The organism is Mesorhizobium sp. M7D.F.Ca.US.004.01.2.1, from assembly GCF_003997785.1.
GTDB classification, from domain to species: domain Bacteria; phylum Pseudomonadota; class Alphaproteobacteria; order Rhizobiales; family Rhizobiaceae; genus Mesorhizobium; species Mesorhizobium loti.
On the sequence record NZ_RZRQ01000037.1, the window covers coordinates 1 to 12,043 of the forward strand.

12 protein-coding genes and 2 pseudogenes are annotated in these 12,043 nt (G+C 58.9%); 2 read left to right on the forward strand and 12 right to left on the reverse strand.

The window, feature by feature from the left end; translation table 11 throughout:
- Positions 1-180: 180 nt before the first annotated feature.
- A complete protein-coding gene (locus tag EN993_RS08530; protein ID WP_127262932.1) occupies positions 181-633 on the reverse strand; it encodes a hypothetical protein in 453 nt (150 codons plus the stop codon).
- A gap of 62 nt (positions 634-695) precedes the next feature.
- Between EN993_RS08530 and nifA the strand changes: the two are divergent.
- Positions 696-1,739: pseudogene (gene nifA, locus EN993_RS08535) on the forward strand (nif-specific transcriptional activator NifA); the annotation flags it as partial.
- Positions 1,740-2,203: 464 nt separating this feature from the next.
- The gene (locus tag EN993_RS08540; protein WP_024505228.1) at positions 2,204-2,770 is read left to right on the forward strand and encodes a sugar O-acetyltransferase; all 567 of its coding nucleotides are present in this window, start codon (positions 2,204-2,206) and stop codon (positions 2,768-2,770) included.
- 307 nt (positions 2,771-3,077) lie between these two features.
- On the opposite strand, the gene EN993_RS08545 is transcribed toward EN993_RS08540, so the two are convergent.
- The 11 genes and pseudogenes from EN993_RS08545 to EN993_RS08600 form a co-directional block, all read right to left on the reverse strand.
- Positions 3,078-3,971 (reverse strand): SIR2 family protein, encoded by an 894-nt coding sequence (locus tag EN993_RS08545; protein WP_024505229.1) that lies wholly within the window; start codon positions 3,969-3,971, stop codon positions 3,078-3,080.
- Between the two features lie 34 nt (positions 3,972-4,005).
- Positions 4,006-4,218 (reverse strand): putative nitrogen fixation protein NifT, encoded by a 213-nt coding sequence (gene nifT / locus EN993_RS08550; RefSeq protein ID WP_024505230.1) that lies wholly within the window; start codon positions 4,216-4,218, stop codon positions 4,006-4,008.
- Complete coding sequence (locus EN993_RS08555) at positions 4,215-4,535, reverse strand: nitrogen fixation protein NifZ (protein WP_024505231.1); 321 nt, start codon at positions 4,533-4,535, stop codon at positions 4,215-4,217. Before EN993_RS08555 ends, nifT begins: the two co-directional genes overlap by 4 nt.
- An 85-nt stretch (positions 4,536-4,620) precedes the next feature.
- Entirely contained in the window at positions 4,621-4,815 is a 195-nt protein-coding gene (locus EN993_RS08560) for a 4Fe-4S binding protein (protein WP_024505232.1), read from the reverse strand.
- Between the two features lie 29 nt (positions 4,816-4,844).
- A complete protein-coding gene (gene nifB / locus EN993_RS08565; protein WP_063169393.1) occupies positions 4,845-6,326 on the reverse strand; it encodes a nitrogenase cofactor biosynthesis protein NifB in 1,482 nt (493 codons plus the stop codon).
- Positions 6,327-6,599: 273 nt separating this feature from the next.
- A pseudogene (locus tag EN993_RS08570) lies at positions 6,600-6,686 on the reverse strand (helix-turn-helix domain-containing protein); the annotation flags it as partial.
- Between the two features lie 691 nt (positions 6,687-7,377).
- A complete protein-coding gene (locus EN993_RS08580) occupies positions 7,378-8,094 on the reverse strand; it encodes an alpha/beta fold hydrolase (protein WP_063169392.1) in 717 nt (238 codons plus the stop codon).
- Positions 8,095-8,349: 255 nt separating this feature from the next.
- A complete protein-coding gene (locus EN993_RS08585) occupies positions 8,350-8,649 on the reverse strand; it encodes a ferredoxin family protein (RefSeq protein ID WP_024505235.1) in 300 nt (99 codons plus the stop codon).
- 12 nt (positions 8,650-8,661) lie between these two features.
- Positions 8,662-9,966, reverse strand: a complete 1,305-nt coding sequence (locus EN993_RS08590) for an FAD-binding protein (protein WP_063169391.1) — start codon at positions 9,964-9,966, stop codon at positions 8,662-8,664.
- 10 nt (positions 9,967-9,976) lie between these two features.
- Positions 9,977-11,086 carry an electron transfer flavoprotein subunit alpha/FixB family protein gene (locus tag EN993_RS08595; RefSeq protein WP_024505237.1) on the reverse strand — a complete coding sequence of 370 codons (1,110 nt, stop codon included), beginning with the start codon at positions 11,084-11,086 and terminating at the stop codon, positions 9,977-9,979.
- A 16-nt stretch (positions 11,087-11,102) separates the two neighbouring features.
- Positions 11,103-11,954, reverse strand: coding sequence for an electron transfer flavoprotein subunit beta/FixA family protein (locus tag EN993_RS08600; protein ID WP_063169390.1), 852 nt, complete (start codon positions 11,952-11,954; stop codon positions 11,103-11,105).
- Between the last annotated feature and the right edge of the window lie 89 nt (positions 11,955-12,043).

Here is a 12,043-nt window from a genome sequence, read left to right on the forward strand (position 1 = left end):
GGGCTGTGGGGTCCCTCCTTCTCGGCCTCGACGATGTGGGAGGAGCCTGTGCGGCGAAACGGGCTAGACGCCCCCAGGCCCAGAACTTGGGCGAAACCAACTCCCACCAAAGCACAGCCGCTTTAGTAGCCGAACAATGAAGCCTCGCTCGACGAGCCGCCGCCTCTACTGTCAGCGGCATCACGCGGTTGAAGCGAACAGCGCAGCGGCTACTGTTTCCCGCACAACTCGGACGGCAATTGGGACAAGTCCGCACATGTCGTCACGTAAGCTGAACGCCGCAGGTACAGCCAAATTGGGGGCGGGGCGTTTCTGCCGTTTTGATAGAATTCTATCAAACTGACAATTTTCCTTGCACGAATGCAAGGAGAGCTCGATTGACTCCCCTCCTTTCTTGTCAAGGATGGGTTTGCAGGCTGCGGTGCGGCAGAAGCCGGACAGAACGGCGACCGGTCGAGTAAAGGCCTGCGCAAACAAGCGCGCATATTGCGGGCGCCCGCACGGAGGAGAAGACGCTCGTCCTGGTGAAAGACAACGATGCTCAGGCGCCATTGCCATTTGCCGAGGGGGTCCGCGCGCCGGAAATTTCGAAGCAACAAAGGTGAGATCGAGAATGATGATGGCGAAATACAACACAGCTCACCGTCCAGTGCAGTTCTACCGGCGGGTGGCGGAGTGGGATGGGCTGCCAAATGGAACGTAAAAAGATCAGCAAGGAGATGCTTGGCGATAGTCAGGCGCTGCGCAAGCTGCGTGAGCACCTTGTCAAGGTGGCCAAGGCGAAGACTACGGTCCTGTTGCGAGGTGAATCCGGAACCGGCAAGGAGCTGGTTGCCAAAGCCATTCACGAGCTCTCGCCTCGCGCCAAGCAGCCCTTCATCAAGGTCAATTGCGCGGCGCTCACCGAGACGCTTCTGGAATCTGACTTGTTCGGTCATGAGAAGGGTGCCTTCACCGACGCGAGCAGTTTGCGCAAGGGGCGCTTTGAGGCTGCCGACAAAGGCACATTGTTTCTGGACGAGATTGGCGAAATATCAGGTTCGTTCCAGGCTAAGCTGCTGCGTGTCCTGCAGGAGCAGGAGTTTGAGCGCGTCGGCAGCAACCACACCATTAAAGTTGATGTTCGCGTGATTGCCGCAACGAACAGGGACTTGGAAACGGCAGTTCAACGCAAGGAGTTCCGGCAAGACCTCTATTATCGCATCAACGTCGTCACTTTACGCGTGCCGGCATTGCGCGAAAGGCGAGGTGATATTCCGCTCTTGGCCGCTCAGTTTCTCAAGAATTTCAATACTGAGAATGATCACACGCTGACCTTCGCTCCCGAAGCGATTGAGGTGCTAATGAACTGCGAATTTCCAGGTAACATCCGAGAGCTCGAAAACTGCGTTCAACGGACGGCAGTTCTGGCGACGGGTCCATCAATCCTCAGAACTGACTTTGCCTGTTACGCGGATCAGTGCTTGGCCGCGGCGCTGTGGAAGAACGGACAGCCGACGTCAGAGAAGTCGACTACGATCGAGCCTTCCGCCGCCTGTGCCGCCCCGCCCGTCGGCGACGGGCAAGCGCCGATAGGCCCTGCCACGACTCGTGGTAGGGTGCCCGATGCCGATACGGTCATTGCTGCCATGGAAAAGTGTGGCTGGGTGCAGGCAAAGGCGGCGCGCCTGCTCGGTTTGACCCCGCGCCAGATCGGCTACGTGCTGAGAAAACGCGGTATCGAGATCAAGCGTCTCTGAAACAACCCGCCGAGCAAGAGCTGGAGCAGGTCAAGCATTGGTGCTCTGGCGCCGAGCCCATCGGCCAGGCTTACGAAGTGGGTGTGAACAGCGCTGCCAAGATTCCGGCCGTGTGCTTTCTACCACCAGTCGTACTGGGGCTCTGCGACTGACAAACTAAAAAGGAGTAATCCTCTGGCGGGACCTGGTCGATACATTAGCTGATGGCTTACCGCTCGATATCACGCAATCTGAGATGGGCATGAAAGTGAGTTCGACCGCTGGACAGTTGCCGACTTCGTCAGGTATTGGCCCCTGCGACCGGTTGATCTCCGATATCCAAATTCTTGGAAGTTGGTCGAGACGAAACTGTCGCCCCGGCTCGTGACCGACCGCGCGCCCGGCAAGATCGAGTTACAAAGTTGCCGAGGCAGTTTGATGTGCGTTCCTGCATCACTGTACGGGACACGACCTGACGGGAGACTATGATGCGTAGCCAAAAAGAAAAGATGCTCGCAGGCGAGTTTTACAATGCGGCGGATCCGGAGATCCAAGCTGACCTGTTGGCAACCGGGGCTTGGCTCAAGCGGTACAATGATACGCTGGGGCAGACCACGGGGCATTGGCATGAGCTTTTGTCCGAGCGGCTGGGAGAGGTTGGGCGCGGAACGGTCATCCGTCCGCCCTTTTTTTGCGACTACGGATTCAATATCCGCATTGGAGCCAATGCCTACATCAACTTCAACTGCGTTATTCTTGACGTGGTAGAGGTCAAAATCGGGCAAGGAACGGCAATTGGGCCTGCTGTGCAGATTTATACCGCCGATCATCCACATGATGCCGAGCAGCGGCAGGCCGGCCTGCAGGTCGGGCGTCCTGTTCACATTGGCAGCCGTGTCTGGATCGGCGGTGGAGCAATCATTCTGCCTGGCGTCACGATTGGTGATAATGCAGTGGTAGGCGCTGGCTGCGTGGTCACACGAGATGTTCCCGCCGGGGCAAAGGTAGTGGGAATTCCTGCTCGCGTGGCCGACCCACATAAACAGGCATAATCAACCTCGTTGACCCTGGAGGTGCATGCGAACTGTCGAAACTGTGCCGAATTTTTGTCGAAGCCATTGAGCGCTGCATATGTTGTCGCGACTCGGGCGCTTCAGTTCTTTTGCCACGGGGGTCACAAGATCATGTGCGTAATGCCGCCGCAACGTGCTCACGTCCCGCAGCAGCGGACCCTTTCACATGGCCCAACGAATTCAGAGCCTACGTTGTGCTGCCACTAGCATTACTGCTCACGAATGTATTCCCAACTGAGTTTTCGCCCTTGGAGGCAAGCAGCGACTCACCAGCAATCGCCGGCCATTAATCCTGGCTAGCATCGACCCCGACGAGGCGAGCCGCGGCGTTGCGGATCGGCATGTCGATGACCGTGATTGCGCCTTCGGCAAGGAAACGACGTTCGTTTCTGGTCAGCGTAGCCGAATCGATCACCGCAAAATGTGGGCCAGTGGAGCGCTTCATCAGCTGTCTGGCATATGTGCGCAGCATCTGATCGTTGAAGCGGCAGCCCACGAAGAAAAAACCCCGGTTGACGCGCCGTTGCTTCACCGCGTCCGGGATCGGCGTCTGGATATCAATTTCGGTTAGGACTTCGACGTAATCGGAATCAGCCACGAGGAAGTTTGCCGCCGGCCTGACGCTGCCGTGCGGCGCATAGAGCACCGTCCTAGCCACTTGTTCGGCCTCGAGTTCTGTTCCTGACAAATCGTAAGTTCTCGTCCAGATGTTACCGATTCCGGTCGCGCGCGTCGTTCCTTGTATCTCGACAACGTCTGTTTGGCCGGCCTCTGCAAGGGCTGCTCGCATGGCGCCATCGTACCAGCTGTCGATGATGACAGACAGTTGAAGGGTTGCGAGCCAGGCGTGAAGAACGGTCGGCTCGGCGGGGGCTGCGAATATCTCCGCCATCCACGCTTGGAGAGTCCGACGATGTCGGCGCTGCTCGATAAACTGCGCGACCGACCACATATTGGTGCGAATCCTGGAAGGGGCAGGCGCCCGCTTGTTGAGGGCCGCGGCGACATCTTCAGGGGTGCAAGGTACAGGGGATTCCGGTGGGTTAAGCTGCAGAAGACCAGGACCGAGATAGGGGATCACTCGATCGGCCTTGAGAGCGCCGTTCAGCAGGTCAATCAGTTTTTTGGCAAAACTGCCCCGGACGACGACGAGATGGTCCCAGCTCAGCATCGTGTTCATACGCGTTTCCTCTCCGCCACTGAACCCACCGGCATCAGGCCCCGTCGGAAATCTTCATCGCCTCGACGGTGATCGGCAAACGCGTGTCGCGCGGAAGGTCGGGCAGCATGAGCCGCCAACCGTTCCTGAGCGTCACGGTCCCGCCCCATAAGTCAGCGTTCTCAATCTCGGTGATCGGCTCTTCGAGATCCTTCTTGGGGACATAAGCCGACAAGCCAGTAGCGGTCCTGCGAATCATTACTTTCATCCGGCTGTTCCCCCGTTGGAAATGCCTTCAGCTCCGCAGGGAACCTCGACTTTGTCGAGGCTAATGAGTTCGCGCGCTCGCATGCCGACGACCGTGCCACGATCGATCCATTCGACCGCATAGATGAAGAATTGCTGGAGAAAGGTTCCAATGTCGCGCACGTAGCCTTCGTCGCCCTTCCGCACGAGGTTTTCGCCGATCTCCTTGCCGGGATAGGTGCCGTCGTTTTTTATGTGGCGTATCGCACGGACCCGCTCACCCTGCATGAACCGTGGCGGTCTGCCGATTTCGACCTCCTGTTCGCGTCTGGACCACATGCTGTCCATTCCTTTCTCGAGGCTTTTGTTGTGGTCGCGGGTTGCAGGCGTCGTCGTGCGGCGAACCCGACCGTTTCGGTAGGAATCAAGCGGGAACGCAGGTTTTCGGTACCGGACAGACCGACACGCATTGCTGCGTATCGAAGGCCTCCTTGCATTCGGTGCACTTGTTTGGATCGATCACATAGGCGTCGCCCTTGAACTTGATCGCTTCCGAAGGACATTCGAACTCGCAGGCCCCGCATTGGGTACATTGGGATGCGATGATCTTTAAAGCCATTCTAACTCCTGGTTATCGGACGAGACGGCTCAGGCCGTCGCCGCTAGTGGTCTGATCCCAAACTCTGCCGCGTAAAGTGCGCTGACTGCGGTCTCGATGTAGTCATGGCCATAGGCGTCGGTTACGCGCAGTCCAACTCGCGAGAGTTGTTCCTTCGGGCGATTTCCGATCTTGGCGCATAGCACTATGTGTATGCCTTCGAGCGCTGCGATGACGCCCTCGAGGATGGCGTCTTCGCCCCCGCCTCCGAGGCAATACCGCTCGACCTTCCGATGCCCGACCAAGCTGATCCCTCTAGGCGAGACTTCATAAACCTGGAATTCCTTCGCGTGGCCGAAGTGTTCGTTGACCCGTCCACCTCCCTTAGTGGCCACCGCAACCAGAAGCGACTTTTCGGAGTCTGTTGCCTTGACCATACCGATGGCCTCGCTCCTCGCCGCCTCATGATCACGGCGCTCGTGTGCGACCACCTGCCGATAGGCCTGACGCTTGCCAGCATCGTAGGCGACATCGTCGGGAATACCGTCCAGCGTGAATTCCTGGCCACGATCTTCACCGAGCAGGCCGACAGCATCTGCCCGGCACTGCCGGCAGTGGCGCATCAACTTGGCGCCACCTTCAAGTCGATCCTGAAGAGCCATCATCTCCGTTGCCGTTGGGCCGCGCTGCCCGATGAGTCCGTAGTGGGTACCGTGCGCCGGGTCCGAAATCAGAGGCATCACGTTGTGCAGAAACGCGCCCCGCTCCCTGACCATTTTGTTCACCTCAAACAGGTGCTGGTCGTTCACTCCAGGAATCATCACCGAGTTGATTTTGGTGAGGATGCCGCGCGCGCTCAGCATCTCCAGGCCCAGCATCTGCCGCGCGTGCAAGATTCGAGCGGCTTCGATGCCGAAGTAGCGGCGATTTTCATAAAAGATCCATGGATAGATCTTCGCGCCGACTTCCGGGTCGACCATGTTGATGGTGATCGTCACGTGATCAACATTCATTTCGGCAAGCTCGGCGACATGGTCCGGCAGCACGAGCCCATTAGTGGAGACGCACAGCTTTATGTCGGGGATTTCCCTGATGACGCGGTCGAACGTTGCCTTCGTTTTCTCCCAATCGTAACAGGCATCCCCCGGCCCAGCGATGCCAAGAACCGAAAGCTGCGGAACTTTGTTGGCAACGGCGATGACCTTGCGTAGCGCTTGGTCGGGCGTCAACTTCTCAGACACAACACCAGGCCGGCTCTCGTTGGCGCAATCGTATTTGCGATTGCAATAGTTGCACTGGACATTGCAAGCCGGCGCGACCGCCACATGCATACGCGCGAAATAATGATGCGCTTCCTCCGAAAAGCAGGGGTGATCCTTGATCCTTTCCCAAATAGCCGGATCCTCTTCGCCCGGGCTGGTCGGCGACGAGCCGTAGGAAGACGATGCGCAGCCACCGGATTTCGCGGCTGCCAGAAGACCCTCGGATGTCGTGCTAGTCGGCCCCTCAATCGAAACTGTCGGTGAGGACATCAAACGGCTCCGTTGCTGGTAACGTCGCGGTTCAAGGTGCAAGAGCCATACCAACTGAAAAAAGCGGCTTCAGTTCACTATTCGGGTCGATATCGCATTGTGTCAGGCCGGCGCGACACAATTTTGTCCTGCTTGCGACAGTGCAAGTCCAAATCCGTTCAGAAGCACGAAGCACTCCTTGTCGCGCACAGGGCGCGCAAGACCACTGGCCTGACGATTGGCTCATCAGGCTCTTAGAAGTTCCTTCACCTCGATACTATGCCGGCGTATCGCCTAGCCGACTTGTCGCAGCTTGAGGCCGAGAATTCGAGCCGCATTAGCCTGAACCCAGCCGGCCTTCTCCATTGTGTCGATCAGCCGTCACGCTTCGTCCGCCGCGGTCCCAGCCCCCGTCCGGCCGTATCGTTAGAATCGCAAGTGGCCATCTCGTGTTCAGGCGGGCGCCGATGCGCCGAACCGGCATCGTGCTGGCCCGTGAGAGCTCGTCGATGACATTGCCACGTTCCGAAAGATTGGTTCCTTCCAGAGGAGAACGCCAAGCACGCAGTTCTCCGGCTCGCGGACGTTGCCGGGGAAATAGCATTGCGAGATCAGCTCAACTGCCGACGGCGCAAAGCCATGGTTCTCCATATTTCAAGGGTAAGCGCTGTGTCCTTCCAGGAGGACCCGCGATCTGTGGGCCTGCCGATTCTGAGGTGGATCGGAGATCGGCTTGTGTCTGAACTTGAACTTACGATTGACCCTGAGCGGCAGCCTCGGCGTTTTCGAGGGTGATCAACGGCGCTGTTGGTCGGCGGCATTGGTCGATGGACGACAAGGCACGGAGTCATCTCCGAGACCCTGGAGCCGACGCGGTGATCTCGGAGGTTGCCCGGCGCTACGGGCTGCGGCCGCGGCGGAACGCTCGCAAGCTTGCGACGTCGGCAGGACAGGCCACTCCCGCCTAGTGGTTTCGGTGGCGCCACCGGAACGACCCGTTGGGCCTACATCCTTGCACCAGAGCTCAAGGCCACGGCCTGAGAATCGGCCGCCGCTCCCCCTACTTGGTTCCTCAGCCGACAGCGCTAAGAAGGAGAGCAACTTCCGTCGGCGCGAGGATCATTGCGTCGTGGCCAGTGGCGAGTTCCTGCCACGCCCAGCCATCCTGCTTCGCGACCCATTCTCGCGCTCCCGCCATCGGCGGGTGGAGTGGATTAGTGCAGACGACATAGGTTCGGGGTCTGCCGTTGCCGAGCGGGTGCTCGAGCTTAAGTCCGCTTTCGTAGGTGCCTGCCGGATGCGGTGTTATCCGGCGCCGCACCCAGTCCGTGAGCGAGTGTCCCTCGGGAGTGCCGAATGCTGTTGGCGGCGGAGTCGGCATGAAGATACCCCGTCCTTCCTCCGCAACCAATTTTCGACGGGCGGCGACGATGTCGGGGGGCATGGTGCTGAATACACTTTGACCGCTCTCGACGATGGCGCCGTCGAGATAAACGAGATGGCTGATATGGTCGGGTATCCGGTCGGCGGCGCCGGTGATGCTGATGCCGCCTAGACTGTGACCGACAAGGATCACATCGCTCAGCTCTTCCGTTACAATGTGGTTGACGATGTCGGTCACGAATGTGTCGGGCGTGATGTCCTTGCACAGCAAACGTGCGCGTTCGCCGACACCTGTCTGGGTAGGCGTGGTCACGTGGCATCCCATCTTGCGAAGATTGGCGGCGACGTCCCGCCAACACCATCCGCCATGCCAGGCACCATGCACTAGCACATACGTCTTTATCATGGATTGTGCCGTTCCATTTGCTCACCGGCCGTTGTGGCTGCCATCCGGCACGATGGCCGGACATTGTCCAAAGGGGCTCGACCACGTTACCGGTGGTAAGTCCGGCACAGGCGCCCCGTGGCCTGAGGATACCCCTACCAAGTCGAGGAAACTTGAATTGCGAAACCCAATATTCACTAGCTCTTTGCAAGTGGATGGAGAGGCTCATGGTGTGCCGCAGTTGCTCGCTGCCGGCATGCTCTTGGCACCGGCTGATCATCCGAACTTGAACAGGACACCAAAGCCGCCGCGCGGATAGTTCCACTCGATGTCGCCGCCTTTCTCGCACAATATCCGGCAGGTGCCGCATTCCATGCAGCCGTCGGCGGTGATCTCGACTTGACCCTTGTCATTCAACTCATAGCATTTCGCCGGACAGACGTAGGTCAACGCAAGCAAGTTCGCGCTTGGCTTGTCGTGCGGTCGCACTATGATATGGGGGCGGCCGGAATCGACCAGATAGCGGTTCTGGTAAAGTTTGTCCTCGACACGAACCTTCGTCACTGCGATCGTCATCTTGTACCCTCTTCAGCGCCATGCCAATGCCAGGCGGACCGCGTCGCTGACCAACCCCCAGCGCGAGCGCGCGTTGATGAAGGCGGCCGTGGTGTTCTTTTCCTTCTCGATCTTCGGCGTGCCGTCGACACGCATGAAGGTCTGAGCGGCATGCGACATCAACCGCGGATAGCTGTCAAAAAAGTTGCTGGAATTGGTGTGGAGTAAGGCTGGCATGTCCTTGTATTTCTTAAGATCCTTGATCACAAAGGAGTCATCCAGCATCGTCTTGTAGAGCGCAAGGTTCGCTTTGGTCATAGGACCGTTGCGGCTTTTGACTTTGATGATCGCCTCAGCCGCGACACGACCCGAGGTCATGGCAAGGTTCGAACCCTCACGGTGAATGGCATTGTTCAGTTGCGCTGCGTCGCCGACGATGACCCAACCGTCGCCGAATAGCTGCGGAATGGCCCTGTAACCACCTTCGGGGATAAGATGGGCGGCATATTCTTTCACCTCCGAGCCAGCGATCAGCGGCCGGATCGAAGGATGGTTTTTCATCGCATCCAGGAGGGCGGACGGGCTCTCCATCGTCGCGGCGAAATCCGAGACCAGGCAGCCGATGCCGAGTGAAATCGACTCCTTATTGGTGTAAAGGAAGCCGAGCCCGGCCATGCTGCGAGAGATCGTGCCCACGGCCTCGATTACGCAGCCTTCATCGCCCTTCACCCCGAACCGCTGGCCAATGACCTCTTCGGGCAAGAAATGCATTTCCTTGACGGCAATCGCCACGGTCTCCGGCTTCGGCATCTCGCGCAGGCCTGCGCGAGTGCCAAGCAATCCCGACACCCCTTCTGCGAGAACGACCACATTCGCGAAGACCACTCCGCCAGCCCGGTCTGTGCGGACGCCGATCACCTTGCCATTGCCATCACGGACGAGTTCCGTCGCGGTCGTCTCACACAGGACCGTCGCGCCAGCCTCGCGCACCTTGCGGGAAAACCATTTGTCGAACTGGGCGCGGATGATCGTGTAGCGGTTGGGTTTCGCCTCATTGAAGTCGTCCGACCGGTAATGAATTCCGGTGTGAGACGTGTCGTCCATCACCCAAAGTCGCTGTTCGACCAGGTGCCGCTCGAGGGGCGCATCATCCCGGAAGTCCGGGATGATCTTCTCCAGCATGTTCGCGTACATTATGGCACCCTGGACGTTCTTAGAGCCCGGATATTCCCCGCGCTCCAACTGCAGGACCTTCAGCCCCTGGCTTGCCAAAGTGTAAGCAGCTGCGTTTCCAGACATGCCGGCTCCGACCACAATGGCATCGAATTGTTCAATCATGTCCTCTCCCTCAACTCGCAAGCTTGTCTCGACTGTGCGGCGACAGCCGCCGGGTGAAGGCTTCCGTCAGTGCGGGCAGGAAGCGGATTGCATCCGTGACGATCCCGAGGTGGGCGAACTCGAAAATCGGCGCGTTCGGATCGGTGTTGATCGCGACGATGAGATCGGCCCCCTCGACCCCAACTCGGTGCTGGATGGCGCCGGAAATTCCGGCCGCGATGTAAAGCTTCGGTCGAATGGTCTTGCCAGTTTGTCCAATCTGTCGATCAGCCGGCATCCAGCCCTTCTGGACCAAGGGGCGCGAACAGCCATGCTCGGCGCCGATCGCTCGGGCAAGATTCTTCACAAGCTGAAGGTTCTCCGCCGCTCCGAGACCGAGGCCTCCCGCAACCACGACATCCGCATAGGCAAGATTTGCCATTGCCGACTGGTTATCCGGTAGGAAGCCGAGGACTTTGGTGACGATATCGTCCTCAACGAGCGACAGCTTGTGCCGCATGACACGCCCGACCGGCTTATCCACCCGTTGCGGCATAGGCATGACCCTTGGTCGCACCGTCGCCATTTGCGGCCGGTAATTTAGTGTATAGATCGTACACAACAATGAGCCACCAAAAGTCGGACGGGTCGCGGCGAGTGAACCGTCGGAATCTACATCAAGTTCGGTGCAGTCGGCCGTGAGCCCCGTCTGCAGGGTCGTCGCTACCGAGCCTGCAAGATCCCTGCCCAGTGTGGTCGCGCCGAGAAGGAGGATTTCGGGTTTATGGGTATTGACCAGATCCGTGAGCGCCTTGGCGAACGGCTCGTTCCGGTAGTCGGCGAGCGGCGGCGCATCGACGATGTAGACAAGATCCGCCCCGTAAGCGAAGGCCTCGGCAACAGCGTCCTCGACCATCTCGCCCGGCGGTCCCAGCACGACGCCCGCGAGCTGGACTTCAAGCTTGTCGGCTAATTTGCGGCCTTCGCCCAGCAGTTCGAATGATACAGGATGCACATTGCCGCGTTCGAGCTCGAGGAAGACCCACACGTGCCGGTAGTCTTTGAAACGGTCGGGAAGTTCTTTCTTTACACCGGCACGGCCGGGGGCAATGCGAGGGGTAGTTTGGCTTGCGGTCGACATTTTCTGCTCCTGGCCGTCACGTGCCGCTGTTGAAGGCCAGCTCATGTTCCAGCGCCGGCCGGCGGGTTAAGATATCGGCGATGAGTTCATCGGCTATGTCCTGCAAGCCCCTTTCCGCGGTGTCGATCTGCGCCGCCCTTTCTGCCCGTGCGGTGGGGGCGAAAACACGCTTGACGACTGTAGGCGAGCCACGCAGACCGCACCGGGTGAGATCGTCAATGCCGGCGTCGGCTGCAGTCCACTTCACGACTTGGCTGCGCGCCGCGCACAGAGCCTGCTGGAGCGAGCCCCGGCGGATTTCGTTGGTGTCTTCCAGCATGGTAATGAGGCAAGGGAGTCTGCTCTTCAGCAACTGGGTGCCGCCTTCGGCGCGACGAGCGACTTCGATCTCTCGCGTATCGAGATCGATGGAGGCAATCTTCGCGACATAGGTAAGTTGCGATAAATCTAGGCGCTTGGCTATGCCCGGTCCGACCTGGGCGGTATCGCCGTCAATCGTCTGCTTGCCGGTGAAGACGATGTCCGGCCTGCCGAAAGTCTCCCCAATTTTTGCGATTGCTTGCGAAAGAGCAAAGGAAGTCGCCAGCGTATCGGATCCGGCAAAATAGCGGTCCGTCAAGAGAACTGCTCGGTCAGCACCGTAACCGAGCGCCTTTCGCAGCGAGTCCTCCGCCATGGGCGGACCCATTGTGAGCACAGTAACCTCGCCACCATGAACGTCGCGCAGTTTGAGCGCTTCTTCGAGGGCGAACAGGTCGTAAGGATTGATGATGGTCGGAACACCCTGACGCATGATCGTGTTCGTCACCGGGTGCACGCGGATCTGTGCCGAATCCGGCACCTGCTTGATGCAGACTACGATATGCATTGGCGGTTTCTCTAAGCTCCCAGTCCGGATTCGTGCTTGGCGGTTCACCTCATTGCCTGCATCGTTCATGCCAAGTCGTCTTCCTGCCT

Excerpts from the sequence above, each read along its gene's own strand:
- EN993_RS08580 (WP_063169392.1), bottom strand. The coding sequence starts at position 8,094 with ATGATAAAGACGTATGTGCTAGTGCATGGTGCCTGGCATGGCGGATGG.
- EN993_RS08540 (WP_024505228.1), top strand. The coding sequence starts at position 2,204 with ATGATGCGTAGCCAAAAAGAAAAGATGCTCGCAGGCGAGTTTTACAAT.
- EN993_RS08595 (WP_024505237.1), bottom strand. The coding sequence starts at position 11,086 with ATGTCGACCGCAAGCCAAACTACCCCTCGCATTGCCCCCGGCCGTGCC.
- nifT (WP_024505230.1), bottom strand. The coding sequence starts at position 4,218 with ATGAAAGTAATGATTCGCAGGACCGCTACTGGCTTGTCGGCTTATGTC.
- nifB (WP_063169393.1), bottom strand. The coding sequence starts at position 6,326 with ATGTCCTCACCGACAGTTTCGATTGAGGGGCCGACTAGCACGACATCC.
- EN993_RS08555 (WP_024505231.1), bottom strand. The coding sequence starts at position 4,535 with ATGTGGTCCAGACGCGAACAGGAGGTCGAAATCGGCAGACCGCCACGG.
- EN993_RS08590 (WP_063169391.1), bottom strand. The coding sequence starts at position 9,966 with ATGATTGAACAATTCGATGCCATTGTGGTCGGAGCCGGCATGTCTGGA.
- EN993_RS08600 (WP_063169390.1), bottom strand. The coding sequence starts at position 11,954 with ATGCATATCGTAGTCTGCATCAAGCAGGTGCCGGATTCGGCACAGATC.
- EN993_RS08585 (WP_024505235.1), bottom strand. The coding sequence starts at position 8,649 with ATGACGATCGCAGTGACGAAGGTTCGTGTCGAGGACAAACTTTACCAG.
- EN993_RS08560 (WP_024505232.1), bottom strand. The coding sequence starts at position 4,815 with ATGGCTTTAAAGATCATCGCATCCCAATGTACCCAATGCGGGGCCTGC.
- EN993_RS08545 (WP_024505229.1), bottom strand. The coding sequence starts at position 3,971 with ATGAACACGATGCTGAGCTGGGACCATCTCGTCGTCGTCCGGGGCAGT.